This window comes from Variovorax sp. Soil_C_17 (assembly GCF_057657265.1).
Genome location: NZ_JBDGIT010000019.1, coordinates 32,104 through 58,978, shown reverse-complemented (window position 1 = coordinate 58,978; position 26,875 = coordinate 32,104). Strand labels below are relative to the sequence as shown.

General features: G+C 63.5%; 20 protein-coding genes and 1 pseudogene. 9 read left to right on the top strand and 12 right to left on the bottom strand.

Annotation, left to right across the window (positions count from 1 at the left end; genetic code table 11):
- Window positions 1–726: 726 nt before the first annotated feature.
- Complete coding sequence (locus AC3A6Y_RS33660) at window positions 727–1,803, top strand: DNA-binding protein (RefSeq protein ID WP_487872557.1); 1,077 nt, start codon at window positions 727–729, stop codon at window positions 1,801–1,803.
- A gap of 203 nt (window positions 1,804–2,006) precedes the next feature.
- The gene (locus AC3A6Y_RS33655; RefSeq protein ID WP_487872556.1) at window positions 2,007–2,708 is read left to right on the top strand and encodes an NYN domain-containing protein; all 702 of its coding nucleotides are present in this window, start codon (window positions 2,007–2,009) and stop codon (window positions 2,706–2,708) included.
- A 618-nt stretch (window positions 2,709–3,326) separates the two neighbouring features.
- On the opposite strand, the gene AC3A6Y_RS33650 is transcribed toward AC3A6Y_RS33655, so the two are convergent.
- Genes AC3A6Y_RS33650 through AC3A6Y_RS33630 form a run of 5 tightly spaced genes read right to left on the bottom strand, consistent with a single transcriptional unit; the run spans window position 3,327 to window position 7,351 of the window.
- Window positions 3,327–3,869 (bottom strand): ubiquitination-like system serine protease family protein, encoded by a 543-nt coding sequence (locus tag AC3A6Y_RS33650; protein ID WP_487872555.1) that lies wholly within the window; start codon window positions 3,867–3,869, stop codon window positions 3,327–3,329.
- The gene (locus AC3A6Y_RS33645) at window positions 3,866–5,380 is read right to left on the bottom strand and encodes a phosphotransferase (RefSeq protein WP_487872554.1); all 1,515 of its coding nucleotides are present in this window, start codon (window positions 5,378–5,380) and stop codon (window positions 3,866–3,868) included. Before AC3A6Y_RS33645 ends, AC3A6Y_RS33650 begins: the two co-directional genes overlap by 4 nt.
- Window positions 5,377–6,666, bottom strand: a complete 1,290-nt coding sequence (locus AC3A6Y_RS33640; RefSeq protein ID WP_487872553.1) for a HesA/MoeB/ThiF family protein — start codon at window positions 6,664–6,666, stop codon at window positions 5,377–5,379. Before AC3A6Y_RS33640 ends, AC3A6Y_RS33645 begins: the two co-directional genes overlap by 4 nt.
- A 35-nt stretch (window positions 6,667–6,701) precedes the next feature.
- Window positions 6,702–7,085 carry an E2/UBC family protein gene (locus AC3A6Y_RS33635; protein WP_487872552.1) on the bottom strand — a complete coding sequence of 128 codons (384 nt, stop codon included), beginning with the start codon at window positions 7,083–7,085 and terminating at the stop codon, window positions 6,702–6,704.
- Between the two features lie 5 nt (window positions 7,086–7,090).
- Complete coding sequence (locus tag AC3A6Y_RS33630) at window positions 7,091–7,351, bottom strand: hypothetical protein (RefSeq protein WP_487872551.1); 261 nt, start codon at window positions 7,349–7,351, stop codon at window positions 7,091–7,093.
- Window positions 7,352–7,651: 300 nt separating this feature from the next.
- Here AC3A6Y_RS33630 and AC3A6Y_RS33625 point away from each other — a divergent pair, with 300 nt between their 5' ends.
- The 4 genes and pseudogenes from AC3A6Y_RS33625 to AC3A6Y_RS33610 form a co-directional block, all read left to right on the top strand.
- Complete coding sequence (locus AC3A6Y_RS33625) at window positions 7,652–8,257, top strand: RNA polymerase sigma factor (protein WP_487872550.1); 606 nt, start codon at window positions 7,652–7,654, stop codon at window positions 8,255–8,257.
- Window positions 8,254–8,658: a hypothetical protein gene (locus tag AC3A6Y_RS33620; RefSeq protein WP_487872549.1), complete on the top strand. Its 405-nt coding sequence runs from the start codon at window positions 8,254–8,256 to the stop codon at window positions 8,656–8,658. The genes AC3A6Y_RS33625 and AC3A6Y_RS33620 overlap by 4 nt, the downstream gene beginning before the upstream one ends.
- 5 nt (window positions 8,659–8,663) lie before the next feature.
- Window positions 8,664–9,458, top strand: a complete 795-nt coding sequence (locus AC3A6Y_RS33615; protein ID WP_487872548.1) for an ImmA/IrrE family metallo-endopeptidase — start codon at window positions 8,664–8,666, stop codon at window positions 9,456–9,458.
- A gap of 237 nt (window positions 9,459–9,695) precedes the next feature.
- Window positions 9,696–10,096: pseudogene (locus tag AC3A6Y_RS33610) on the top strand (Tn3 family transposase); the annotation flags it as partial.
- A 115-nt stretch (window positions 10,097–10,211) separates the two neighbouring features.
- Here AC3A6Y_RS33610 and AC3A6Y_RS33605 read toward each other — a convergent pair.
- The 6 genes from AC3A6Y_RS33605 to AC3A6Y_RS33580 all read right to left on the bottom strand — a co-directional run bounded on the left by AC3A6Y_RS33605 (window position 10,212) and on the right by AC3A6Y_RS33580 (window position 20,815).
- Complete coding sequence (locus AC3A6Y_RS33605) at window positions 10,212–10,886, bottom strand: hypothetical protein (protein ID WP_487872547.1); 675 nt, start codon at window positions 10,884–10,886, stop codon at window positions 10,212–10,214.
- Window positions 10,887–11,072: 186 nt separating this feature from the next.
- Window positions 11,073–13,562 carry an AAA family ATPase gene (locus tag AC3A6Y_RS33600; RefSeq protein WP_487872546.1) on the bottom strand — a complete coding sequence of 830 codons (2,490 nt, stop codon included), beginning with the start codon at window positions 13,560–13,562 and terminating at the stop codon, window positions 11,073–11,075.
- A 671-nt stretch (window positions 13,563–14,233) separates the two neighbouring features.
- Window positions 14,234–15,034: a DUF7281 domain-containing protein gene (locus AC3A6Y_RS33595; RefSeq protein ID WP_487872545.1), complete on the bottom strand. Its 801-nt coding sequence runs from the start codon at window positions 15,032–15,034 to the stop codon at window positions 14,234–14,236.
- Window positions 15,031–16,392 (bottom strand): hypothetical protein, encoded by a 1,362-nt coding sequence (locus AC3A6Y_RS33590; protein WP_487872544.1) that lies wholly within the window; start codon window positions 16,390–16,392, stop codon window positions 15,031–15,033. The genes AC3A6Y_RS33595 and AC3A6Y_RS33590 overlap by 4 nt, the downstream gene beginning before the upstream one ends.
- Window positions 16,389–17,027: a condensin complex protein MksE gene (locus AC3A6Y_RS33585; RefSeq protein ID WP_487872543.1), complete on the bottom strand. Its 639-nt coding sequence runs from the start codon at window positions 17,025–17,027 to the stop codon at window positions 16,389–16,391. Before AC3A6Y_RS33585 ends, AC3A6Y_RS33590 begins: the two co-directional genes overlap by 4 nt.
- A complete protein-coding gene (locus AC3A6Y_RS33580; protein WP_487872542.1) occupies window positions 17,024–20,815 on the bottom strand; it encodes an ATP-binding protein in 3,792 nt (1,263 codons plus the stop codon). Before AC3A6Y_RS33580 ends, AC3A6Y_RS33585 begins: the two co-directional genes overlap by 4 nt.
- A 611-nt stretch (window positions 20,816–21,426) precedes the next feature.
- On the opposite strand from AC3A6Y_RS33580, the gene AC3A6Y_RS33575 reads away from it, so the two are divergent.
- The 3 genes from AC3A6Y_RS33575 to AC3A6Y_RS33565 are packed head-to-tail and all read left to right on the top strand — an operon-like array spanning window position 21,427 to window position 24,028.
- Window positions 21,427–22,569 carry a protein NO VEIN domain-containing protein gene (locus AC3A6Y_RS33575; RefSeq protein ID WP_487872541.1) on the top strand — a complete coding sequence of 381 codons (1,143 nt, stop codon included), beginning with the start codon at window positions 21,427–21,429 and terminating at the stop codon, window positions 22,567–22,569.
- Window positions 22,570–22,574: 5 nt separating this feature from the next.
- The gene (locus AC3A6Y_RS33570; RefSeq protein WP_487872540.1) at window positions 22,575–22,967 is read left to right on the top strand and encodes an HIT family protein; all 393 of its coding nucleotides are present in this window, start codon (window positions 22,575–22,577) and stop codon (window positions 22,965–22,967) included.
- Window positions 22,964–24,028 (top strand): HNH endonuclease, encoded by a 1,065-nt coding sequence (locus tag AC3A6Y_RS33565; protein WP_487872539.1) that lies wholly within the window; start codon window positions 22,964–22,966, stop codon window positions 24,026–24,028. Before AC3A6Y_RS33570 ends, AC3A6Y_RS33565 begins: the two co-directional genes overlap by 4 nt.
- A gap of 295 nt (window positions 24,029–24,323) precedes the next feature.
- Here the strand turns inward: AC3A6Y_RS33565 and AC3A6Y_RS33560 are convergent, their stop codons facing one another.
- Window positions 24,324–26,411, bottom strand: coding sequence for a condensation domain-containing protein (locus tag AC3A6Y_RS33560; RefSeq protein ID WP_487872538.1), 2,088 nt, complete (start codon window positions 26,409–26,411; stop codon window positions 24,324–24,326).
- Window positions 26,412–26,875: the final 464 nt, after the last annotated feature.

The window sequence follows — 26,875 nt, the reverse complement described above, 5'->3', positions numbered from 1 at the left end:
TCGACATCGACGAGATCAATGCGCGGCTGCAGGCCCGCGAGTGAACGCGTCAAGAAGGTCCTCGGTCGGACTATTACGGCACCAACGTGTTTGGCCACCTCCATACTGGCGTGTCCTGCTGCGCGATGACGAGACATCTTCGCGTTGCGCGGGCCATGACGCCGCATGTGTCGATGACCTGTTAAGGCGCCTTGCAAAGATTTCGCTTCTGGGCGATTCCCCGTGGGGAATCGGTGTTGGCGGCACGCGGCGTGATGTCTGGGGCCAAGAGATGGCCGCGTACAGGATGAAGCTGCGGTCAGGTCGTGCGCGTGCACTGACACTGGCGACCTCCAGCGCTTGATGCGATTCGCCATCGAACTGGGCGTAGGCCGAACTCCTAGGGCGCGGCGCGCCACAAGCGGACCAGCCACATTGGCGACCGCGTTGCGAACCGGCCATGAGCGTCGTGCCGGAGCTTTCCCCGTGGACGACCCCACCACAAGCGCGAGGGCCGCGTCACGCCACGCCCAACCGCACGGCGACCAGGATGCAAAGCCTTTCCTTGCAAAAACGCAAACGAATTGCTAGAACCGCATGCAATTCTGATACGTATCACGTATGATTTGCTACATCATACATGGATAAGTACCGATAACGCTCCCTTATCGATGGTAAATAACACAAAGAAGAGGGCGGCGACGTTGGCAAAAGTTCGCCCTCATTTGAAGCCGGAAAAGGACCGATATGCACCCGATCGCTGAAGTTCGAGGCCGTGGCATCCAGGAAGCCGACGTTTTCGAGGCCGCGGATGCCCTGCTGGCCGAGGGCAAGCGCCCGACCATCGAGCGGGTTCGTTTGAAGATCGGGCGCGGCTCGCCCAACACCGTGAGCCCGATGCTCGAGCGATGGTTCGCGACGCTCGGCGAGCGGCTCGTGAGCTTGCAGGCTGGGCCGGCTCGGCCGGCCGGCAACGATCCTGACGGCATGCCGCCGGGGGTGCGCAACGCAGCCAGGCTCCTGTGGGAAACGGCGAGGCGCGAGGCCGAGGAAGTTCAGCGGGCCGATGCGGCGGCGGTGTGCTTGGAGCTTCAGGCGCGCGCGGAGGCGCTCGCCGAGGCGCAAGGCGTGCTCGCGCAGCGCGAGGAAGCGTTCAAGCAGGCGCGGGTGAGCCTGGATGCGGCGCTCGCGTCATCGCAGCAGGCGCGCGAAACGCTGGAGCGGCAGCTGAAAGACCACGAGATCGAGGCGCACCGGGTGCGCGGCGGGCTGGAAGACGAGATCAAGCGCCTCACCGCCCTGCTCTCTCAAAACGCCGCGGTGCAGGACGCCATGCGTCGCGAACACGCCGAAGCTCTGGCCGTGAAGGACCAGGACCTGCGCCGGACCGAGGAACGGCACGCCGTCCAGGAGCGCCGCATGCTCGAGGAAGTTGACCGGGCCCGCCAGGCGGCCAAGCAGGCCGAGGCGTGGTTTGCGAAGGAACAGCAGCGGCGCCTGCAGAGCGAAGAGGCCGCGGCCCAGACGCTGGAGGCCGGGCGCCAGCGGCTGCGCGAAACGCAGGAAACAGCGCAGCAGGTGGAACGCGAGCTGCGTGAGCGGCTCGCGGAGCGCACGGGGCTGCTGGCGAGGACTGAGTCTGAAGGCTCGGCGCTGCGGCAACGCCTGGAAGATCTCGAGCGGCAATTCGCCGAGGATAGGAAGTCGCACGAGGAGACACGGGGGCTGCTCGCCGCCGCTTTGGCGGCCGTGCGCACCGCGGACAAGCCGGCGCGCAAGCCGGCGGTCCGGCGAGGCAAGGGATCCATGCCTCCATCAGGATGAGGACGGCTTTGCTATAGGCTGACGCTGCGCATCCCGATTGCCTTCGCGCTTCCGGTCGCGTCGGTTGCCCAAGGAGGCAACATTTGTTATACTGCTCTCACCACTCCTCCTTTGAGGGCGTCGTTCAGTTGGCGTCAGCTTAGGAAGAAAAGACCGCCCTCGGGCGGTTTTTTCATGCCCGGACGATTTGTGAGAGCGCTGTTGTGGAAAGCAAGAAAACTGCCGTCTACATCGACGGATACAACCTCTACTACGGCCGCCTGAGGGGGACGCAGTTCAAGTGGCTGGATCTCCCTGTCCTCTTTGACCATATCCTGTCGATCCAAGACCCCGCGGCCGTCGTTGAGGCCGTCAAGTTCTTCTCCGCACCCGCCCTCGGCCGTTTTGCCTCCCACGGCGGTGATTCTGTCATCGCCCAGGAGAGCTACCACCGGGCCCTGCAAACGCGGCACCCTGCCCGGTTCTCAATCAAGCTGGGCAACCACAGCATGGACAACGACGGCTCCCTGCTGCCTACCTTCGTGCCAGGCCAGCCCTACGACCGCAACGTCAAAACCCGCGTGTGGCGCCTCGAGGAGAAGATGACCGATGTGAACTTAGCCATGGCGATGTACCGGGACGCGAGCAAAGGCTTGTTCGACCAGGTCGTTCTGTGCTCCAACGACAGCGACACGGAGCCCGTCCTCGAAGCCCTGCGAGAAGACTTCCCGAAGCTCGTCATCGGCCTGGTCACGCCCGTGCGGCCGCCGGCTGACGAATCAACATCACGAAGGTTCAGCGTGTCGCTCATGAGGCACGCGCACTGGACCCGCCGCTACATCCTGGACGCAGAACTCAGCGCTGCCCAGTTGCCCCCAGTTGTCCCGACGAAGAAGAAGGCGATCCGCAAGCCTCCCCATTGGTGAAGAGCGCCCCGCCGCAGCGTACGAGACTCGCCACATCGGCGACGGGAATCTGCCGCGGACAAAGGGCGAAAAACCAGATTTAGCCCATCGTCAGGCTCACGTCCAAGCCACAGTTCAGCATGCCTCGAACAAACATCGTGAACGTCCGGCGGTTCCACCTTGCGCCTGACGCGGCGCCCTCAGTGGATGGCGTCCACCTAATTTTGGCGGACGCCCATGCATCCCAATAGCTCCAGTCGTCCGGGGCATCGGCGACAACCACGACCGTGTCAATCTTTCGAAAAGATACGATTACCCCTGCAGCAGCGTCTCGAGGATCTTGAGCGACAGCTCGCCGAGGAGAGGAAGTCGCACGAGGATGCACGGACACTGCTCGACGAAGCCCTGGCCGCAATGCGCGGCTTAGAGACGTCGCGACGAACGACAGTTCGAAGGAGCAAGTCGATCTCGGCGAAACCCTGAGGAAGGGAAGCTACACCCTCTTCGGGAGCGCACATCGCAGTCCGCCGCCACCGCAGCGGTCAAGGCGGGCAAGGCGGTCAGCGGCACCAGGGCCTGACCCGCCTTGCGTTCCAAGCCTGGCTTGCCACATGGCGGCCAAGCTGGCTAGCAGTCCCGTCAACCGGGCGACCCAGCCGGCTGTGGTGCGCGGCCGTCTCGGCGGAAGCAATGCCGGTTGTCCCCCTCGCCCCGCTGCGCCAAGCCACGTGCCCACAGCGTCAAGCAAGCCGACAGGACGGCCCACGGCACAACCGACAAGCGCTCGGCGATTGCGGCGTAGGGCTGCCAGTGCGCAGTGAGCGCCGCCAGCACGCGCTGCTCAAAGTCGTCGCTGGTGCGAAGGAAAGGGTCATCCCAATCGCACCAGTAAATCCGTGAGCGCCAGATGATGAAGTGGCTCTTGCAACCCGTGTTGCGCCACACGGACGGGTACAGGCTGACCGCATGGGCCTCCATGTACACCCGCCACGCTGGCCCACTTCGCCCGTCGAGGTTGATTGTCAGCGTTTCACCGCAGCCGTCAGGGCATCGCAGCACCAGCGAGCGGTCCACACCGCGGCGGACCACAACAGCGTGGCCAGGCGCGGCCAGACGCTCGTCGGCGTCATGCCGATGTTCCACGAGCCCGCGGAAACTCAAGGATTTGGCGCGTTGCTTCATGCGGCCTCACGATACTGAAGGCACAGGGCTTGGATGCCCTCGAGCAGTTGGCAGCCGAGGATCCAGGCCCACGTGCGGCGTATCGCATCGGCTTGAGCCGCGTCGAGATCCGGCTCGAACATTGCGCGGCGCAGTAGATGCAGCGCCAGCGTTATGGCGTAGTCGATGCCCGCGCTGCTAGCCAATGCCACTTGCCGGGTCTGCAGCACGGCGTCCCGCAGCCACGGCAGCGAGGCGTCCTGCTGGGAAGCTGGCGGCACGAGCACATGGCGCACGGCGAAGAGGTCCTTTACCGTAGCCAGCCATACGTCTTCGTCCATGCCGTACTTAGGCGGGGGCATCTGGAAGGCGATCCACACCTCCATGCACGCCGGGTCGGCGCTGGGCGGCCCGAGGACCACCCTGGCCAAGTCGATGATGATCGTGTCGTCGCCACGCACCCGCGCGTTTTCCGCGTGCATGTCACCGTGCACCGGGGCCTTCGGCCAAGTCCGCGTCGGCAGATTCAGGAAGCCCTCCCAGACAGCCTGCGGATCGCGTATGAATCCGAAATCGGCAGCGGCGCGCAAATAGCGCTTTCGCACATTCTGGTAGACGAACACCCTGGACAGCGCCGGCGCGATCGAGCCGACTTCGCATTGCAGCGCCGCCGTGGGTGCACGCCAGCCGGCCAGGGTCTCCTCGAACAGGTTGGCGATGGCGCGACCAGCACGGCCCTCCAGGATCAACGTCCACAGCGACTCCGATTTGGTGACGAAGCTGCCCACGAGGATGCCCAGATCGGGCCCCACGATGCAGCGCGTGGGCTGTAGATTAGGACGCAGGTTCCAGGCGATGTGGGTCTCGGCGTAGCGCTCGTAGCATTCGCGTTCGGTCATGATGTGCACCGCACTATCAAGCTTGGCGAAAAACGGCAGAGGATGTGGCCCAGCCATCGAGTTGGACAGCGTGGCCTGCACCAGCACCGTCACGGCGGAACGCCCGCCAGCCAACGGGCTCAGCGTCACGGACTCGCAGTCCGCGAACGCACGCTGCAGTAGGAACGTCTGCGCTTCCGTGAGCGGCAGGCCCTCAGGCCGGTGGATGTGCAGCGCTCGATTGACTGCGGGTCCCGGGTCGTGGCGTGCAAAGATCTCTGCCACTTCGTGGGCTGTCGCGCCGATGCGGTACTGCACCCGATCGCGCGCCGGTCCTCTGGGCAGATGCTTTTCGAGCTTTTCCTGCACGAAGCTATGGGCCAAGCTGTCGGCCAGCATCACGACCACATAGAGCCCATGGTTGAGGGCATGCACCACGCAGTCGAGCACGGCCGTCACGGCCGGTACCTTGGGTGGCATGGCGCACAGCACGAGCCCGCGGGAGTGCACCAGGTCCAGAGCTCCGTGCTGGAAGGTGTCCAGTTCCACTTCGCACAACGCCAGCCCCCGGTGGGCGTGCTCGGTGCGGTGGTCCTTCTGCGGCGCCGCTCCCAGCCACAGGACCTTGGCGCGTTCAGGCTGACGCAGCATCATGTTCGCACCGGCAGCGCCCAGCTGCCGCCTCGTGCGAGGGCCCCTTCCACCGAGCACACGATGCAATGCGGCCGCGGCGACAGCAGCTGCGGCCGCGCGGATCCGCGCAAGCCGTCGTAGTGCAGCAGCCGTGCCTCGCCCGGGTAGGAGGTCACCGCAGACAGGAACATGGCGACCGCCGCCGATGTGACAATGCCGTTGAGCGGCATCACCGCCGGTTGCGGGACGGACGCGTTCTCGAAATACGGATCCGCCCTGCGCTGTGCCGGGCTCATCATCTCCCAGCGCACTTGCTGGCCATCGATGCCGTCGGCGCAGACCAGGCAACCCAGGCCGGGCGCCAGCATCTGCGCACGCCCGGTGACCGACGCCAGCCGGCCTGCGTCGACCCGGATCGCCACACCCATGTCGATCATCGGAATCAGGTATTGGTAGGCCAGTTGGTTGAGGACCGCGCGGCTGGCCATGGAGTCGGTGCAGCCGAAGATGAAATCGACTTGCGTCAATCGCTCGGCCAACGCACTGTCCGTGACATCGCCGACATGGGCTTCACACGCGGCGGACGGATTGATCGCCCTGATCGCGCGCTCAGCGACCTGCGCCTTGGGCAGCCCGACATCCTGCGTGGTCGATCCCAGCAGCCGGTTCAGGTTCGTCGTGTCGACTTCGTCATGGTCCACCAGCACGAAGCGTCCCACGCCGAGATGGGCCAGCTGCTGCGCGACGATGGAGCCTGTCCCGCCGAGGCCGACCACCGCGACGGTCAGCTGACCCAGCATGGCCTGTCCCTCGACACCAAAGGCGCGAATCTGACGGTCATAGCGATGGTCCGCCCCACCACCTCCAGCTTTCGAGTAGTCGCGCACAGTAGGCCCAATGGCCACGGCGGATGCCGCGATGTCGCCGCCCAGCTCGCGCAGGTGCACCCGCGCGCCCGTCACGACGGCCGCGAAGTGCTGGCGATCCGGGATCCGGGCCTTGAAATAGCTGGCCAGCGCCGCTTCGCCGGCGTCATCCACTGGGGAGAAGCCCTCCAGCGGCTGCTCGCCGGGATGGGTGTGCAGCAGGACGATGCCCGCGCCCATGCTGCGCGCGCGGTTGACGGTCTCCAGCATGAACTCCGGCGTCAGCGAAGCGCGCACGGCACTGCGTTCCTGGTAGGCGTCCTCAGGCGCCAGCACCAGGTCCTGCACGGTGTAGCGCGGCCGGCCGGCCGCTGTGCCAGCGGCTTGCACGAAGCCGACGGCGCAGGTCTCGACTGCCAGCGTCTTGGCGGCCGCGTGCAACTGGGCGAGCGACGCCCAGGGAAATGCAACCCGCTTCATACGGGCTGTGCCAGGCGTTGGCGGATCACCGACAGCCAGGTCACCAGGTCGTCGCGCGCCGCGTTCCACACCTGCAGGTGCCAGGAGAACCACAGGGCCAGTTCGCCCGGCAAGTGGGGGATGGGCGTGCCCAAGCTCGAGTTCTGCGGCACGGCGCCCGAACTCAGGCGCAAATCTGCATCGGCCCAAAAGCAGTCGGGCTGTGCGAAGGGGTAGCCTTGGGGCGCCAGCGAGTGGACGGACGTGTACGGCTTGCTCCAGCCCGCGGGCAGCGCGACCTGCGGAATGGAAACCAGCCGACTCCCATCCGGAAGCGGGCGCACCAGCATCTGCGGCTCGCGCTGGCGCAAGCGGTCCAGGTGCATTTCGATTGGTCCCATGCGCATCAACCGAAGTTGGCCGGGGGCACCAGCGTGAACCGGCGCGGGCCGCCGTGCTGCTCGTCCAGTGGCACCAGTTGGTCGTCGGCGATGATCTGGTCAGGATCGTTGCCATGGCCTTCCAGCGACAGCTTGGTACCCGGCGGCACGTTGGCCACGTAGGCCTTGATCTGCGCGCCCGTCAAGGCGGGCTGGTCCGTCTCGAACTTCTCGGTGCCTACGAAGAACTTGTAGTTCTTGGGCTTGGGGTCATGCTTCTCGTTCACGATGTAAACCTTTCTCGGTGGTGGTGCGGTCGGCATCGGTAAATCCGCACCGCATACCTTCAAATGCTCCAGCTCGGGCCGTTTCGCGACATCGGCCAGGAAAAAACTTCTTGCTTCCTGGCCGGGCCGATGCTCCCCTTCTAGGAAGTGCTCCAAGGTCGCTGCCTTTGGACAACGGGGCGCCATCCCCCGAATGGCGGAAGCACTGGAGATCCGCTTGCCCTATCCTCGAGAGTTAGGTGGCCGACGGACGGCGGCCGGAGGGAATGTCCGAGATCAGCGCCGAAAGGAGCAATTGGTGTGACAGGGAACAACAAGGACGTGATGGACGCGGAAGGCGAATGGACAGTCGAGGAATTTCAGCAGTGGATGGACGGCAACATGTCCAGCAACGCCGATCGAAAACGATGGGTGTTGTGGGCGGCGCGGCTGCTCAAGGACCTGCTCGTCGAGCCGGAGGAATTGCTGCGCGAGGCGGTCATGCGCGTGCTGGCGGGGCGGCGCACATTGAGCCGTCAGGTGCCCATCGACGTGAACATGTTCGGCATCATGCGAAGCATCGCCTCAAGCTGGCACAAGCGCCGCGCACGAAGGCCCGAGATCAGCGTCGAGGACCTAGTTGCATCGGATGACGAAGGGCAAACGCAGGATCCGTTCGAAGTCATCGTCATCCCGGAAAATGCAAAGGCAGCCAGTCCCGAGCAGGAACTGGCGTTCAAGCAGGAAATGGATGCAATATTGAACTTGTTCGCCGACCGGGAAGACGCGCAATTGGTCATCATGGGCCGGGCCGAAGGTCTTAAAGGCGCCGCGCTCGCTGAGGCGGCTGGTCTAGACCAGGCCCAGCTTGCCTCCGTGCAGCGCCTGATTGCCCGTCGGCTGGCCGTCTATAGGAGAGACGCATGACGAAGCCTGACGCACGGAAGCAGCTTTCCAACGTCTGGCAAGCCGCGTTCGAAGACTTGATGGCAATGAGCGAGAGCGAAATTGACGCTGAGCTCAAGGAATTGGGCCTGGACCCTGCGACAGCAGCACAGAAAGGCGAAAAGGCCATCGACGAGGGCGTTGCGCAGGCGCGAGCATTGCGCCGGGCGCAGCTGCGCGAAAAGATGACGTCCGCGCGCGACCAGGCCAAGGCCACGCGCGATCCTGCAGTGACTGTGGAACTGGCACGCCAACGGATTGCGCAGATGCAAGCGGCCAACGATGCGCGGCTGACGCTGGCCGCACGTAACCGTGACCCCAAGAGCATGAGCGAGGAGGAAGTCTTGGACTTGTACTGGCAGATCGAAGAATTGAAGCGGTAGCTGGCATGCGGCGACCTGAAGACCTGCTGTCGCGCTGCTATGTCGACAGCCCTGAAGACATCGACCTCGAAGTGATCGCCTTCGAGGCGGGCTTGCAAGTGCGCGACCGGCCCATGATCGGCTGTGAGGCCAGCTTGGTAGGCTTCGGGGATAGGGGCATCGTCACCGTCACGACCGGTATATCACCGGAGCGCCGGCGCTTTTCGATCGCGCACGAGATCGGGCATTGGGAGCAGCACCGCGGCCAGAGCTTTTCCTGCCGGGTCGAGGAGCGGGCGCTGGACAAGGCCGAGAAGAGCAAGGAGCGGGAGGCCGACGACTATGCTTCCTCGCTCATGATGCCCACTGGCATGTTCAAGGAGGCCATCAAGGCCGCCAAGGGCGGGGTCTCACTGGCACTCGTAGGTGACCTGGGCACGACGTTCAAGGCCAGCTTTCCGGCTGCAGCAATCCGCTTCGCCGAGTTGTCCGGGGAGCCGGTGGTGCTGATCTTCAACGGCGCCAACAATAGCCGATGGTGGTCCGCGCGCTCCAGTCGGGTGCCTGAACATCTATGGCTGAAGCGACAGGTTGATGGCGATAGCTACGCGAGTGACCTGCTGCAGGCTGCTGCGAACACCAAAAAGCAGGGCAAGATGCCTGCGGAACTGTGGTTCGAGTCGGTCCCAGAGGATCGGTACGATGTGCAGGAGCATTCGATCAGGTTCGCCGAAGGCGTCTATACCCTGCTTCACCTCACGGACGAGGCGTTGCTCGAGGAACGCATGTCTGCCAAGCGAGCCTGGCGCCATCACGAGTAGATTTGCCGACTCGGGCCAATGGGTGACGGGGCGTTGCAAGTAAAGAGCGCAGCATCGCAAAAATAGGTTTTCTATAAACTGCATCCGAAAAGAGCTTCGCGTTGAATTGCGCGATGGAGTTGTCTATAAGGCACGATGATGTTTTTCCTTCATGATGTGTCAGTCTTCTGCGAGTATTTGCGCGGGCGGCGCATTCCCAATCGCAGCGAGGTTCGCATCCGTGTCTCCCCCCCCCCGGCGGACTACTCCGTCAATGCGGCTTTTCGCCGTGGACTACATCGGGTGCTCAATGTCGGCGAGGCGGAGAAGGCCATGAAGCGCGCAATCACGCCGGAGGGTCAGTCCGGTGCAGGCCAGGCGGGTGGACGAGATGCAGGCCGTGGCCGATGCGATGAGCTTGCTCGCCAACATCGCGATGCCATGCACCATCTCGCAGATGCGGCGGTTTTCGATCGCTGGGTCCATCGACGTCAGGTCGTGCCGCCCGAACTCATTGGACGGATCGCGCCCACTCGCTGGAGGGCGTCTTACGCAGCATCTTTCGTTTGCCCCATCGGCATGCGTCGGGCCAGTCGCATCGACGAGTTGCTGCCCATCGTTGGCTCCCAGGAACAGTGGCTGACCACCGCGCGAAATAGCGCGGATTAGCATCGTCCCAAAGCGGCGCATTGGCTGGGATCGCGGGGGATCTACACAAGGAACGTGTCTACGCGGAGGTCAGTTATGGAAGACGCATGACGCATTCGTCGACAGTTAAGTGGTCCGCGCACCCGCTCGAAGCCATACGCGGCCCCCTTCACCCAGCGCTTTCCAGGCGATCTCCAGAGCCGAGGGCTCGATCACATCGCCCCTACACAAGCGAGCGTAATCGCCATGCGAGCCCGTCGGATGCGGCACGCCGACAACAGCCCGATCGCCGGCCATAAATCCAACGCCCTCGTAAGCTCGCCGGCCGAGAGCAATGATCGGCCAATGACCAGGCGCCGCACGGAGCTCATGCACCAGGAATTGTCGACTGCATTCCATCAGGGTTTCGTGAGGAACATTGGATGCCCCCTTGGGGCATTCGCACTTTGCAACGTCGGTCCAAAGAATCGATCCCTTCAAACCGAGCCCTGAAAGAAAGCCGCGGGTGACCCTGAAGTAGTCGACGTTGCAAATGTTAAGGGGGCCATGCCATGCGATCAGCTGCTGCTCGTACGCGCCGGAGTTCTGCTGGTAGTGGCGAGCCTCAGGCTTGCCGAACGCTCGACCAGGATTCATGCCGACAACGATCACGCCATCATCCGGATCGTCGCCCCGGAGCTCGAGCATCAGGCCGCGCGGAGGCACGCCATCCGCGGGGCTGTTGAGCACACCTGCGCAAGACCGAGAGCATGCCGCCATGTGCGCGCCCATCTGCCTGATGGCCAGTTCCAAAGATTCCATGTTGCCTCCAGAAGCGCGAAGCATCGGGCGACCCACCCTACGCAACCTGCGGAACGGTTCGCCAAGGACGGCGGCTCTCGGGTTCCGCGTCCCTGATGGTACCTTTTCGCAGTTTTGACCCGACGAGCGGCAACTCGGAGAAGTCGGGGTGACGAAGGCTCTTCTGAGAAATGTATCTCAACCCCATCAGGACCGAACAGGGGCCAGCGTTCGCACAGGTCGAATAGTCTCGATCAATCCTTGGACTCTTCGCTGGAGTTTTTCACGCTCCTGCTCGTGCTTGGAGTATCGCAAAGGATCGCCCGGGACGGCCCCATGCAAGAGGCGAGTTGCCTCGATGGCCAGCGAAAGCGCGACTTCCGGCTCACTGTGCTTGAGCGACACGGCCTGCTCAAGCCTGGCCCTGGCACGCTGCAAGTCGACTAGATAGTCCGGCTTACCGAATCGACGTGCAGACTCGAGTGCGCCATCGGCGGCATCAACGTCTGACCGTCGCGCGGCAATCATTCCCGACGTGAACCATGCATCCGCGTCCAATGGATCAAGCCCGACCGCTTTACCTGCGACGCTGGCGGCTTTCTCCAATCGATCATTAACCATCAAATACCACGCGAAGCGATCAAAAAGAGCCGCGTTTGCGGGATCGACCAACGTGGCTTCCTCGTACCAGCGGATAGCGCCTTCGACATCTCTTCGGTTCCCAGCCAACTTGGCTGCCTTTGCCGCATTGGTTCGAAATGCAGCTGCAACTCGGTCCGAGACCTTTTCCTCAGCCGCGGCCGTCGCTTGGAAGTGCTTCTTTCGGATATGACCCGCAGCAGTGGTGATTCGATGTCGTCCGCTGCCGTCCAAAGCTGCAAATTTTGCGGATAGGAACTCACGAGCGCCACTATCTAGGGAGATATCAAAGTATGGCCCGTAGTCAACCAGTGAGCCGAACCTGGTCTCTTCAAAGGCGGTGAGCCAATTCGGCCCATAACAGGAGAACTCCGCGCAGGCCCAGTTCAGCATCTGCTCGCCGATTGACCCGCCGAGCTGGGCAATCGCGAGAAACACATCTCGGTAGGACTGCTCCATTCGATTCCAAGCATCCTCGAACAGAAAGGCGCCGAGATCTCCTCGCTCCTGACTGAGGATTGCACTGGATCCTTCATCGATGCCGCAACTCGTATTGGCAATGTGTCGGGCAAGCACATCCAGGAGAATCGGCTTTCCACCAAAATCGCGAGTCACTTTGCGGCGCTTGGCTGGTCCGGCCTGTTGAATGGCTTTGGCATCATACGTCGCTGCCAGTTTCTCGAGCAGAAGCGCCCCAACATCTTCAGTCATCGGTGGAACCGGGATCTGTGTCGCCTCGAATCTCTCACGACGGCGCGAGGTCACAAGGAGCTTGCCAACTTTCTTGGACAGTTCTCGCAGCACCTTGCCCAGATCCGTTTCACCCGTCGTTGTTCGTGCCAGCGTTTCGGTGTTGTCAATCACCAAGAGTATCGAGTCTCTGTTCAAGCCCGCGGACTGAAAAAGCGTCGCTGCCCGCGCGATAAGGGATCTTGAGTCTTCTGTGTGCCAGTCTCTGGTTAGTGGCGATTCGAGTACACGTGCGAGACTGCGTATGGCTTCATTTACGTTCGCACCGACGCCGCCGATTGTCTCCAGTCCTGAGACGCCCCAGCGGGTAAGCTTCGCTGAATAGTAGAACAGTAGCTCTGGCATCCAAGACAGTGTCTCTGGTGGGCTGTCCAACAGGTCATTCAGGAATTCCAAGACCAAGGTTGTCTTGCCGATGCCTCCGTCACCATAGACAAGACATGCCCTGGAGTCCGTATCGTTCCACCAATCGAGCAACTCTGAGATTTCATCCGACCGGCCCTCGAAGGTTTGCGTCTGCTTGAGGGGTATGACGGTGGAGGCGCGCCACTTCGAGGCGCCCACGGATGCGAGGCGAGCAACCATCTCGGAGGGCCGTCCGGCAAGCTCCCGCAGTACTCTGCACTCGTCTGAGATCTCGATGAAGACGGGATTTGATTTGACGTGCGAAAGTGTCTGTCCTCTTATTCTCCAGACACTTCCACGATTTTCCAAGCGTCTTACTAGAACCAACTGGCCCTGATGTTGACGAATGGTTTCCACCCGTATGTCCAACGTCGGAGTGGCGACGAAACCCACCGCGGAGCCTGCGCCGCTTGGATCGAACCGAGGAAGCAGGTCCCCCAACATGTCGATCAACATCTCCACATGGCGTGGCAGCACACTTAACGCCTCAACCAAAGAGCTTTCGTCGAAGACGCCGTGGCCAATCCGATCGTTCCTGGTGCTGATGACGCGAAGGCAGATTTCTCGCCCAGAGAGTTCAGAGCTTGATCCTCGTGCATCGAACCAAGAAGGGCAGCAATTTGGCCAGACTTGTCGCAATGCAGGAATACATAAATCCAAAGTCGCAACGAAGTCGCCGTCGCTGGGCTGGAGAAGCCGCTGAGCCTGCTCGGGGAACTGCTCTGGAACTTCGGAGATAGTTGCGGTGATCTCAAATCCGGCATAGGCAGCCGACTGAACCACATAGCGAAAGAGAGAGAGCAAGTATCCGTATTTGAGTCCCTGATCCGCTAAATAGGCAGCAGTTGACAAATGATTAAGAAGGTCTGCTTTTATTGTTCTTAGGTTATATTCGCGATCCACTTTGAAGTACCGTTACCTGTCCGCATGCGTCCGAACGCGGCCAACTATGGCAATATGGTAAGCCAATCGCTCGATGGCTTTGCAGCTGGGTGGCTGAGCATCAATGTCACCTTGCGTCGGCGGCCATGCACGGCTCTTAATCCACAGCGCCAAATGGACGGCAGGTGTGCGTTGCTGCTGCCCTGGTAGCGCTGCCGGGTGCGCAGGCTCACGCCCAGGCAGCGGGGTGTTCCCGCGAAATTCCATTTGGTCGGCGAGCAGATTGGTCAAAAGCGGCAGGCTTTCGGCGTGAAGAATGGCATGGCAATCCTGCGAGCTGCGAGATGTGCGATAGCCTACGATGCAGGCCCTGCAAGGGCCATGTCCGCTTGGCGCAAGGCCGCAAGACCATGGTGCCTTCTACTCCCTGCCGTTCGGGTTTTCAGGGAGAGGAGCGAATGAAAAATGAAATCGACATGACGTGCGATCCGATCGTCTTCATGTAGACCGGCGGACCGGCGGACCGGCGTGCTCGGCGGCCTCTTCGTCGAGAATCATTTCAAGCCACGTGCGCCCTGCGACAAGAAGACGGCTGGCTTTGCAAGCACCCGTCCGGCGAAGGATGGCCGAACCAGATGCATAGGCGCCACGAGCGCCGAGCCTTGCCGTGAGGGCGCCTGCCGGACTTGCGCTCAGTCGCTTTCCGGGAACGCCTCCTGATTGAGCCCCCGGGTGAGCAGCCGCATACGCTCCCACGCCAGCGCAATGTCCGGATCACTGCAGGCATCCAGTGTCGCTCTGCACCCGGCCACCTGATCCCCAAAAAGATCATGGCGCCTGCGGTCGATCACCAACGGCTGCAGGATCTCCCACGGCGGCAGACAAAGCGCCTCGCGCCGCGGCAGGAGCGCAGCCATGGCCAGCCCCTTCGGATCGAAGTCAAAGAGCCCGATGACAGGCCGCGTGTCGGCCTCGACCAAGCGGCGGGCCGAATCGATCCGGAACCAGGTGGGCGCGCCCCTAAACAGCACCAACGTGCGTCGCCTATTGAGGTGCGGCTGCAGCCAGCCGTAGCGATGGATACGCCGCATCGGCTCCAGGTTCTCGCAGACGACAAGCACCTCGTATGGCAGCGCCAACGCTTCCTTCCAGTCCATGGCCAGGAAGCTCCCCTCGGGGGTTGCAATACCCGGGATCCGGTCCGCGACAACCGCGACCAGACCTTCGGTCACAGGTGCGGCGGCGGCCTTCTCTGAAGCTGCATCATCAGCCTCGTGCCGCCGCCGGCCAGCCTCGGGCGCTACGATCGAATACCGGGCGTTGCCCAGCTTGATCTCGGCCTTGATGAAGTCCACCTCCTCGTAGTAGACCGCGCGGCCGCGCACGCGCCCGAGATCCTCTGTGTCCGCCATCTCCTTGGCGATCGCTGAGCGAAGCTGCGGCGAGCGGTTGGCCACCAGGTTGCGAAGGAACGTGTATTGCGCTGGTGTCATGACATGACCGGCATCTCGACGGCCGCCGGCCCTTCCTCGGGCCGTGCCTGCGCCAGCTGCCGCCCCAGCGTGCGCTTGAAGAGCGCGATCGCATCGGGCGTCGGCTCCAGGAGCGCATCGCTGAAGGTGTGGCGGAATCGCTCACCAGGTGCAGCCGGGTCGACCATCAGCACCACGCGGAACTTGTAGGGGCGCAGCGCCGAGGCCGAGAACGCGAGCCACAGGTCCGGCGCCATCTCCTTGGCTACAGCGTCGCCGGCGCGCCAGTCCATCACCGAGAGCGGCTTGGCGCCTTCGGTCTTCGCATGCGCGATCGCGGCGTGCGCCAGGCGCGCGAGCGCCTGCATGGTCGGCTTGCCAGGAGCACCGCGCGGCTCCTTGGGCTGCGCTTTCTTGATGCGGGGTGACCTGTCCGCCGGCGGCGCCGCGACCGGCACCTTGGGAAGCGAATGCACTTCATCGCGCATCAGATCCTTCATGCTCCGGTCGTCGTCGTGCGGATCCATGTGGATGCGCAGTGGAGGCAACGGCGCGCCGATGAACGGCTTCGACAGCATGAACGGGGGGATGACGTCCGGGACCTGTGGGTCCTCCAGCCCCTTCCAGGCGGGGTTCTGCCGCATCAGCATGGCGGTGCGCGCGAGCAACACGTTCTTGCGCTCGATCTCGCGCATGCTGAAGATCTCACGCCGGATCTGGCTCTGATACTGGGAGAGCGTCTGCGTCCAGCGCGGCAGTTGCCCCTGGATCGTGTTGCGCAGCATGGCGGCCAAGGCCTGAAGCCCTCGCTCGCGCGCGCCGGCTTCCACCTTCTCGACAGCCCTGCTGAGGCGCGTGAGGTCGTTGCTCATCACCTCGCTTTGGCGCTGGTAGTAGCGGTTCTGGCTGCTCTTGGCGGCCAGCGACGTGACGTTGCCAAACCGCGTGCTCAGGAGAAGGCCCAGCAGGCGCAGGTTGCGCTCCACCAAGTCGGAGATGTCGAACGCGTCCTGCTCGATCTGCGCCGCGGCCTCGTCGGCCTCCTTGAAGTCGCCGGCGGACCTGAGGTCTTCCAGCTCGTTCCAGATCATCGGGATCTGCTCGACCAGCTGCCCGATGCCGGTGAGGCTCTGATAGGCAGGGTGAATCTGCAGGATGTCGTTGGCGAAGTCGCGCAGGCGGCTGTGCAGCCGGTAGCCGCGCTCGCCGGCGGACCGCAGGACGTTGAGCTCGCGCAGCGACCGAATGGCCGGGTCGGCAGCCGCCAGTTCACCATCCACGCCCACGAGCTCACGCAGCGCCACCTCCACCAGGTCGACGTGGCGGGTCAGCGCCGAGAAGACCGGCTTGAGCGGCGAGCTCCGATCGGAGTTGCTCATTCCTTGGCCGCCTCTGTTAGGCGCATCTGCTCCTGGTCGACCACCGAGGCATCGCTGATGAGCTCGGTGTTCTCCGAAATCACCTCGAGCACGGCGTAGAGGAACTCGATCTTGCCGGTGAGCTTGTAGCCGCGACTGTCATTTGGAACCGGCATCGCGTAGCGCTCCTTCACGAGGAACTCCAGCATGCGGGAGATTCGGTCGTTGCTGTTCGCATCCAGGCGCATGCCCGGCAGCGCCAGTTCCATCACCTGCTGCTCCAGGGCCGGCGTGAGGCGAACGCGCTCCGCCAGCTCCGATTCCCACAGCGTGAGCCCCGGCTGCAGGTGTGAGTCCTGGCCCTGAGCCTGCCGGATCGCTTCGAGCACCGGCACAATGGGCCAGAGCGTCGTGCGCACGTTGCGCAACGACTCGCGCACGGCCGCGCGTGCCTCGGTGTCGGCCACCTCTGGGGCGAGGAAGAAGGCGCCTTCGTCGCTCAGGCGAACGAGCCGGAAGCCCAGCTGCTCCACCCAGGCTTCGGCGGCCGCGCGGTGCTCTTCTTCGCACAGCAGGTCGTAGCCGACCGGATGCGCGACGGGGCAGATGAAGTCGCCCGCGAGGAGTGACTTCAGGGTGCTTGCGAGCTTGCTCATTGCGCGGCCTCCTCGACTTCCAGATCAAGAGTGTCGTCGGCTGGCGCGCTCGCCTTGACGATGGAGCCGTCGTCCTCGAAGAGGTGCGAGCTTTCGAACAGGCAGCCGAGCGCCGGGTCGATGCTCGGCGCCGCGCACACGGCGGTGACGTTCTGCTGCATCAGCTTGTCCAGGTACGCCAGCATGTTAAGGGGGCTCACGCGCCCCACTTCGTCCAAGACCCAGGTCATGCCTACCGGCGAGCGTGGCCCGCGCACGATGCCCAGGAACCCGAGTAGGAACATCATGGTGATCAGCACTGTCAGGCCCGTAGACGAGAGTCCTGTCATCGACCGGTCGTTGTCGACCTTGTGGTCCTTACCGTTTTCGGTGAGCTCGAAGGACAGGCGCACATGCTCGTCCAGATTCACCTGCAGGGAGCCAGTGTCGGGGATCTGGTCGCGGAAGGAGCGCACCAGGGAGATCTCCTCGTCGCTGGGCAGTTGCGGGTTGGAGGCGAGCGACGTGCGATGCGAGCTGATACGCGACTGGCTCACGTCACGCATCTCGCGCAGCGCCTTGAGCGCCGGGCTCGAGGTGGCGGTGGACGAGATGTTGATGTGCAATTTGTTGAACCGCTTGAAGCCGCTCGCTTGGTCCAGGGACTTGTTGAACTGCCGGTTGAGCTCGCCCACTCGGGCTTCGAAGTTGGCGATGTGGTTCACGAAGGACTCCGCCGCGGCGAAGTAGCCGTCCATCTCATGGCGTAGGGCGATGTGGTACTCGCGGTGCGTGAGCGGCGCGAACCATTCGCACACGGCGCGACCCCAGTCGACCGAACGCTCGTGCTGCAGGTAGGAGTCGCCCCACCCTTGGTCTTCGCGCTGCTGGGTGAGCGCGTTGTGGGCGGACTGACGGCTATCCAGCCACTGCGAGATGGCACTGGTGCGCTCGCGCATCTTCGAGCACAGATCGCGCGTGGCGCTTTCCAGGCGCTGCGTGGCGGTGCCGAGTGCGTCCAGGCGCGTCCTCGCCGAGCTGCTGAGATCGTAGTACAGGCCTTCGCCAACGTAGACCGGCCCCTGGTTGCGGTACGGAGCCAGCTGCTGATCGCGGAGGCGTCGAAGGTTGTCCAGCTCCTCCTGGGTGGTCGTCAACTGATGGCGCGCATTGGCCTCGTCGGAGACGAGCTTGGCGCGTTTGTCCATCATGTCCTTCTCGAACCTGGCCTTGTCGGTGGCGGCCATCTCCGCGCGCTTGCGAAGCTCCTGCTCCCGTTCCTCCCGCTCGGGCTTGAGGGGCAGGAGCTCCAGCTCGAACTTGCGCCATGCGGCCACATTGTGAGCATTCTGGGCGATGGCCAGCAGCTTGGCCTCCAAGCGGCCGATTCGCTCGTTCAGCTCCTGCACCTTGACAGGGTCGACGCCCAGGCCTTCCAGGGCGCGGCTGTGCGCCTCCTCGGCCCGTGCGCGTTGCTCCTTGGCACCCTTGTCCGCCGCGGCGGCTTCATCGGTGAGGCGCTGCAGCGTAGCGTCGCGCACGGTCCGCAGCCTCCCGACGCGTTCATCGAACTGGCGCATCACCGTGTTGCGGCGGGCCTGCTCGTCCTTCACCAGGGTATTCTGCTCGGAGGTGAGTTTTGAGAGCTCCAGGCCCAGCTTGCCGGCCTCATCGCTGTGGGCTTTGCGCACGCGCGCCACCTCCATCTCAAGGTGCTTCCTCGCACGCACCATCGCTTCCGCGGCATCGGCCTGGTTCGATCTTGCGCGAGTGAGTGCATGCTGGCCCGTCTGCAGAGCCTTGCGGTCGGCATCCAGGTCGGCCTGCGCTTTCTTGGCCGCGGCCAGGGCGGCGGTGTGGTGGCCACTGGCGTCGTCCAGCCTCGCGGCCGACTCGTTGATCCTCGCGCGCGTGCCGTCTTGCGTCGCCCACTGCGGCAAGTCGATGGGAGCGACGTTCAGGCGCAGCGACCCGACGGCCACCTCTTCGCTGTCGTCAGCCCCGCCCTGCCTTTCGTGCGCCGGTGCCTGGGAGGCGCGCAGGACATCGTCATCGAACTGCGGCGCCAGGTCGGTGCGAAGCAGGTGTTCGGGATCGAGCACCTTGGCGGCGCTTGCCCACTGGTCTGCGGGTCGGGTGCGAAGCGCTGAGAGCACGCTCCCGGCGGGAGGGTTGAGCTGGGCTTTCAGGATCTCGTGTCGGGACGTGGCGTCGGCCAGTTGCGCTTCGGCCTGGTTAAGGTTCTGCAGCGACTGGGCCTGCAGGGCCTCGTTGGACTTGAGCGCCAGCTCGGTGCGCTCGACATGGCGCGTGCACTCGACCAGTTTGGCGTCGGCTTCCTTGAGCGCCGCATCGGCCTGAGCTTGGTTGTCCATGGCCTCCTTGGGCGCTTCAGCCGCGCGCGACAGGGCGTCCTGCGCGCCGATGTTGTTGCGGTGGTCCGCGATCTGCTTCTCGATCTCGACCAGGCGTGGCGCCGTCGGCATCGCCTCGAGCGCCTCGAGCACCGCCTTGCGTTCCACCTCAACTGCGGCGACCTGGATTTCACAATCCTTGGTGGCGGCCTCGCGCTGGTCCTGGATCTGGCCCTTGCGATCGCGCAGGTCTTTGTCCAGCTTCGCCAGGGCCTCCTGCAGGGCTTGCTGCGCATCGTTGGCGCGCGCGGTCAAGCCGTTTCGCGCGGTGGTGGCTGCCTGTTTGTCGTGCGCGTACTGGCCCTGCAGCGCATCTTCCTGCACGAGAGTGTCGACCTTGATTGCGGCGAAGTGCTGTTCCTGGCCGTGGATCTCGCCAAGCGCCGCCTTGGCCGCGGAGTGCGCGCTCTTGGAATCACTCACCGCGCGGTCGTGGGCGGCGGCGGCGACCGAAGCGGTGCGCTGGTGCTCGTCCATCTGGATCGTAAGCTTTCCGAGCTCCAGCTTCAGCTGATCGACAGTTTCGGCCCGGCGGTCGATGCTCAGCTCACACGCTGCACGCAAAGAGCCCAGGTCCAGGGCGATCTGCCCCACTTTCCCGATCTGATCTTCGATGACCTTCTTGCGCGCGGTGTCGTTGAGAACCTCCTGGGCGTGCTTCACGTTGGCGAGCCAACTATCGACGTCCTTGCGGTCCTTACGCAGCTGGCGGGCGTTGGAGTTGCGCGCGCCTTCGAAGGCCGAATCGTTCAGCCGCTCAAGCACCAGGCTCTGCAGCTCACGGAACGACATCTTCTCGGAGGTCATGGCCACCGCGATCAGGTCCAGGCCGTAAAGGCTCGAGGGCCCAAGTGAATGCTGGGCGGCCCAATGACGGAGGCTGCGCGCCTCCTTGGTGTGGCGATGCTCGTAGAGGATGACGCTTCGATACTCGTGCAACTCCCACCGCGGCGAGACCACTTTGCCCATGCGCTCCACATGGTCCTTGAACCGGTCGCGCTCGACGAACTCGCCGTTCTCATCGACGAAGTAGGCCTCGTTGTAGGCCCCTTCGATGATCATGAATTCTGGACGGTCTACGGCGGGCTTGGCGAACATGACCGCCAGGCGCAGGTCGTCCTCGGTCTCCCGTTCGTACTCGAAGGCGACCGCGCTGCTGGGGCCGGGAAGCGTGTAGCCAATGAGGTTCTGCTTCTGGGTGCCGCGCATGATCCGCTCGGGCGTCGCGCCGTAGAAGAGCGGAATCAGCCGCATGAAGCTGGACTTGCCAACGCCGTTCTCGCCGATCGCCATGGTGTGCGCGCGCAGATCGAGCAGCGCGATCTGCGCCGATGCGGCGTCCGTGGTCGCGTTCCGAATATTGATGGCGAAGACTTTGCGAAGGCGATGGGGCATGTAGTTGGTACCAAAGTGCGGCCGCTACCGAATCACAGCCATCATCGCCTTGTTCGGCAATCGACGGACCAAGGCAGCGGCGCAGGAAATCGATGTCCGAGCGGAGGGCGTCGATGGCGAAGATCCATCCCTCTTCTTGGGATCGGCTTCGACGTCGATCGACACAAGCCGACCCTCGGCGGCAATGCGCCGGGCGCGTGCGCGCAGAGAATCGACAAAGGGGTTTTCAACGGCGGCCGGGCAAACAGCTCAAGAGCGAGGGAGCGTTTACTTGTAACAGAAGTTGACATTCCACTGCAATAGGCCAGAGGGCTGCTCACCCCTCATGAAGCCCAGAAACTTGCACTTCCGGCTGCCGGCTTGATCATCCGGGCAGGACACACCATTGGACCTTGGCTTACTTTTGTTGAGTAACCGCGTCCCCGAGCTACCTCTTGGCGCCTGCGCGATCCGGCGCAACTATGGCGTCGAGAGCATGGGCGTCGAGCTGGCGTCAATCTCGGCGCTTGGTCCGTGATCAGATGCGCACTGCTCGCGACCGCAGCGCTACTGCAAAAGGCCGATCGACCGGATACATTTGCAGACAATGAAGCAGATGCCCTGGAACCTTCATGGCGGCTGAACTGGCACGCCTCCAAAGCCCCGCTGCGGTTCAAGCGGCCCTGGACGAGTTCGTTCGCCTTGGACGGACCGCGTTCTTGTCACGCTACGGTTTCGGGAAGTCCCGTGACTTTCTGGTGCGCGATGGCAGAACTGGGCAGCTGTGCGATTCGAAGGCCATCGTCGGGGCCGCCTTTGGCTACCAGTTCCCCGACGAGGGGCCGCTCAAGCCCAGCGACTTTTCCGGCGGCGAGGCAACGGTTGTCCCCAAGCTGCAGCGCCTGGGCTTCGAGGTGGTGCGAATTGGCGAGGATTGGACTGCTGAGGAAGTGCAGGCCACGGTCTCGTCCTATTTCGAGATGCTGCGGCTGGAAGCTGCGCGGCAGCAGTACACGAAATCGGAATTCAATGCCCAGCTTCGCCAGCAGCTTCGCGGTCGCAGCAAGGGCTCGGTCGAACTCAAGTACCAGAACATCAGTGCCGTCTTGCACGGGTTGGAACTGCCATTCATCCCCGGCTACAAGCCTCGCAGCAACGCGCAACTGCTCCTTCGGCAGGCGGTTCAGAAATTCGTCCTCGATCATCCGAACCTCGTGTCCCGCGTGGTCGATGCGATGGAAGAGGTCAAGACGCCAGCCCAGCAGACTTTCCACGCTTCCGTGGTGGCACCGCCCCTCCTCGAGACAGTGGCGCAGGTCAAGAAGGACGAGCCAAAGCCCAGGTTGCCGCGCAAGATGAATTGGGCGCAGCGCGACGAAGTCAATCGAACGCTCGGCCGCGCCGGTGAGCAGTGGGTGATCGGTTTCGAGCAGCGGCGACTCACCGAGGCGGGTTATCCCGAGCTGTTCCAGCAGCTGGATTGGGTCTCGGATCGGCTGGGCGATGGAGTCGGTTACGACATCCTCTCGCACGAGCGGCCGGGCGAGCATCGCTTCATCGAGGTCAAGACCACCAATGGCGGTCATGCCTCGTCCTTCATCATCAGCCGCAATGAGCTGGACTGCGCAGCAGAGAAAGAGGACGCCTTCCATCTCTACCGTGTGTTCCAGTTTCGCGAGGAGCCCAAGGTCTACATCCTCAAAGGCAAGCTGGCCGAGCAGCTTCACCTGGAGCCGATCGACTACCGGGCGTCATTCCGACGTCTGGTGGGGTAACAACGATGACTGACAAGCCTTGCCCCTTTTGCACCCTACCGGCCGAGCGCGTCCTGGGTCAAAACGCCCATGCCCTCTGGATTCGCGATGGTTTTCCCCTCTCGCCAGGTCACAGCCTGGTCATTCCCAAGCGGCATGTGGGCTCCTTCTTTGAAATCAGTCAGGAGGAGCGTGCCGCCCTCCTGGAACTGCTCGATCAAGCCCAGGCGGCAGCAAAGACGGAATTCCAGCCCGATGGCTTCAACATCGGGATCAACGACGGCGCCTCCGCGGGCCAGACGGTGCCGCACCTTCACGTTCACCTAATCCCGCGCTTCCAGGGTGATCTGGCTGACCCGAGGGGCGGCGTTCGATGGGTGATCCCGGAAAAGGCCGACTACTGGAGCCCGCGCGCTTGACCTCCAAGGCCCCGCCTTCCGCCGAGGAGCAGCTGACGTTTCTGACGAAGCTGCAGCGCCTGTTCGCTGAGGGCGACTTCACGGCCACCTACAAATTTGCCTTGCTCATTGCGCTGTCCGACCTGGCGGTGGAGCTCGGTTCGGACGACGGCGCCGAGCTGGCGCTCACCACCCGGCAGATTGCCGAGCGGTTCATCCAGCTGTACTGGCGCCACGCCCTTCCCTACGGGACCGGGAGGCCGCACACGGGCCCCGGCGTGCTGAGTCAGAGCCTTGGGGTGCAAGCCGCTGTTCTGACGGCGATCGAGGAGTTCCGAACACGATCGAGCGCGACAACGCTGCACCAAGCACGCAACGAGGCCTTGTACGGAACTCTGTTGACCAAAGTCGCTGCGGTGGTTTCGGCGCAGCCGCTGGCCTATATGCAAAACTTCGGCGGCATCACCGATCCCTTCCTCTACGAACGGCCCGGCCGAGGCGTCGTGATGCTCAAGCCGAATGTCGCCTACTGCCTACGTCGCTTCCACCCTCTCGTGCAGCAGCTGTCCCGCACGCATTGGGTGGACCACATCAAGGCCAATCGGCGAAATCACGGAATCTTGGGCGACTCGGGTGATCTGGAAGATTTTCTTTTTGGGCTCTCCCGCCAGTCATTGGCCATCATTGGTGCCGGGCTGCGGAAACTGGATGGCCCGCGATGCTTCTATTGCGGGGAGGGTTTGCAGGGGAGCGATGTGGATCACTTCGTTCCTTTTGCGCTCTACCCGCGCGACCTTGCGCACAACTTCGTGTTGGCGCATCCGCAGTGCAACCGCAGCAAGTCCGACTCTTTGGCTGGAAAGCGTCATCTGGAGCGATGGCTGCAGCGGCTGACAGCTCGTTCGCCACAGCTCAGCGAGATTGGCGAAGTTGCAGGCGTGACCGTCGACAGCGGCACAGCTCATCGCGTGGCCGCTTGGAGCTATGCCAACGCCCATGCTGCTGAGGGACGGGCTTGGGTGAAGCCATCAACCTATGAAGCAATCCACTCCGACCACCTGCTACTTCTGGCCGCCTTGTGAACTCGGCATGCTACTGCACTGGCTTGGCATTGCCTTCCATCAGAAGGACAAGCCGGGCGCCCCGGCTGGCGGAAACGCCTCCCTCGAGACTGGCTGCGGAAATACGACTCGATCGACGAGTCCGGCTTTCTGCCGCTGAATGACGGATTCGCGTCTGATGCACGTTGAAAAAGCTCCAATGGCGAAAAGTCCCGTGAGGCCGAAGTATGAGCCTGGCACAGAACATCAGTATAGCTCTCAGCTGTTGAGAGAGTTCTTGCTGCCAGTGAAAATCTAATCAACACTAATTGGTTTTTTAACAAGCTAAAGCAATTTTAACGAGGAGAAGCATGGGCGAGACAATTAACATATCAAAAATGGCAGAGAAGCTTTCCAAGGAACTCAAGGCCATGTCGCCGGGCTGCGCGTCCTGCGGCCCGGCGGGCAGCGGCGTTGCCGGCGCTGCGAGCCATTGGGTTTCCTGGTCCAGCCGGAGCACCTGCTGGTCCGCGTCGTCGCACCAGGCGCTCGGCGCAGGGCCGACGCGGGACGTGGTGATCAGCAGGCCGAGCCGCGCGTCCTGTGCCTGGTAATCGAGGCGCGCCTTCGGGAATTCCGGGTCCAACGGCACATAGGCTGCGCCGCACTTGAGCACGGCGAGCAGCGCGACCAGCATGTCCGCGTTCCGCTCGAGGCAAAGGCCGATGCGTTCGCCACGGCCCATGCCGCGCGCGCGCAGGGCATGCGCCAGCCGGTTGGCGCGCGCGTCCAGTTCGAAGTAGGTCCACTGACGGCCTTCGTGCCGCAGCGCGATGCGATCGGGCTTCGCCGCCGCCGTCTGCTCGAAGCCTGCATGGACCAGGCCGCCGCGCGAAAGCGGGGTGGGTACTGGCTGAAGGGCGAGAAGGCGCGCTTCCTCGGCAGCATCAAGCAGGCCGACGCGGCCGAGCGCCACGCCGGGCTCGCGCACCGCCGCCCTCAGCAGGCCTTCGTACATGCCCATCCAGCGGGCGATGGTCTCGGCGTCGAACAGATCGACGTTGTATTGCACTTCCCACTGCATGCCCGCGGCGACCGGCGTGAGGTTGAGGAAGAGCTCGAAATTCTCGTACGCCCGCGGGATGCTGCGCAACTGCACCTGCAGCCCGGGGAACTCGCCGGCGGTGCGCTCGGTGCTGGCATCGACATTGAAGAGCACACTCACCAGCGGCAGGCGGCTCGGATCGCGCGGCACCAGCAGCTTCTTGAGCAGCGTGCCGTAGCTGAGGTTCTGATGCTCGAAGGCGTCCAGCAGCAGGCTCCTGCTTTGGCTCGCCAGCTGGGCAAATGGCATTGCGGCGTCGACCGAGACACGCAGCGGCAGGAGGTTGACGCAATGCCCGACGAGCCGCGGCATGTCACTGGCAAGCTGGCCCGCGGCCGCGATGCCGATGACCAGGTCCTCCTGCCCCGTGAGGCGATGCAGCACGCCGGCGAAGGCGCCGAACAGGGCTGCATAGAGGCTGGCGCTCGACCCGGCGGCGAGCTTGCGAACGCCGTCGAGCAGCTCGGCGTCGAGCAAGCCGTCAATCCGCCGCGACGAGAAGGTCCGCATTGCGGGGCGTGGGCGGTCGAGCGGCAACTCGAGCACCGGCACGCTGCCGCCCGCGAAGCGGCCGAGCCAATAGTCAACATGGGCTTGCATGCGCGGGCTGGCGGTTTCGTCGGCTTCCCACTTCGCGTAGTCCGCATAGCGAGGCGCCGGCCCCGGCGGTGGGCGCAGGCCCCGCTCGTGCGCATAGAGTTCGCCGAGGTCGGTGCAAATCACGCTCAAGGACCATCCGTCGCACACGGCATGGTGGGCGCTGATCAGGAGGGTGTGGTCTTCCGGCCTGGTGCGGTAGAGGCTTGCGCGGAAGAGCGGGCCCTGCTCCAGGATGAAGCGCTCGCGCACGGCCGCTTCGAAGGCTGCTGCCAGCCGGCGCTTCTGTTCCGCCGCATCCACATGCGACAGGTCGATGTGCTGCAGCACGGAGGCGGTGGCTGGCGCAACGAGGAGCTGGGTGCCATCCGGCGAGAAAGTGGCACGAAGGCTATCGTGGCGTTCGAGGAGGTGGTCTATGGCGCGTTGCAGGGCGGCCTCGTCAAGCGGCCCGGCGAGCCCGAGCGCGCTGGCCTCGTTGTACGCCAGGGCGGCGTCCGGACTCAGGCGATCGCCAAGCCAGACCTCGCGCTGGGCTTCCGTGCTGGGAATGATCGTCTGGACCTCGCCGAAGGCGAATGGGTCGAAGTCCTCAGAGTCAGGTTGGTCAGCCTGGTGTAGTGCACCTCTCACAAATCGATCCTCTGAGTGCAGGTTAGTCACGCATGCGCTGTCGCGTTGAAGGCGATTGATGCGCAGGGCCGGCTTTCTTTCGAAGCTCAATAGGGCGGTACCTTCGTCAATTTCAGGGAACAAAAGCGGCACGTAGTTCTGAACAACCTGCCCTTTCAGATTGCAAAGGTACCCATCCGTCCGTGTCGACGGGATCCACCGCTACAACTGGGAGACGTAAGGAAGTGAAAAATTCACTTCCTCCCAGCATGCCTTGCCTTCCTGAACTCTTGTGTAGGACAGAGCCCGGCAAGACCGTCCGAGCGCCTGCTTGCATGCAGGCAAGCCAGACGTTTTGCTGCTGCCTGAACGGAAAGCGCTTAAGCGATCGCCGCCCATCGCTTGGCTTGAGCATGCCCAAGCTCGATCCCAGTTGAAGGACGTCCGAGCTCTCCCTGAGCATTTAACAAAGTCACACCTTGCGACCGGCCGCGTCGCGCTTGCCATTGTGCGTAATTGCTGCAGTCTAGGATGGCACCAGACCGGTGGTGTGGTGCGCTCAGGGCATCTTGACC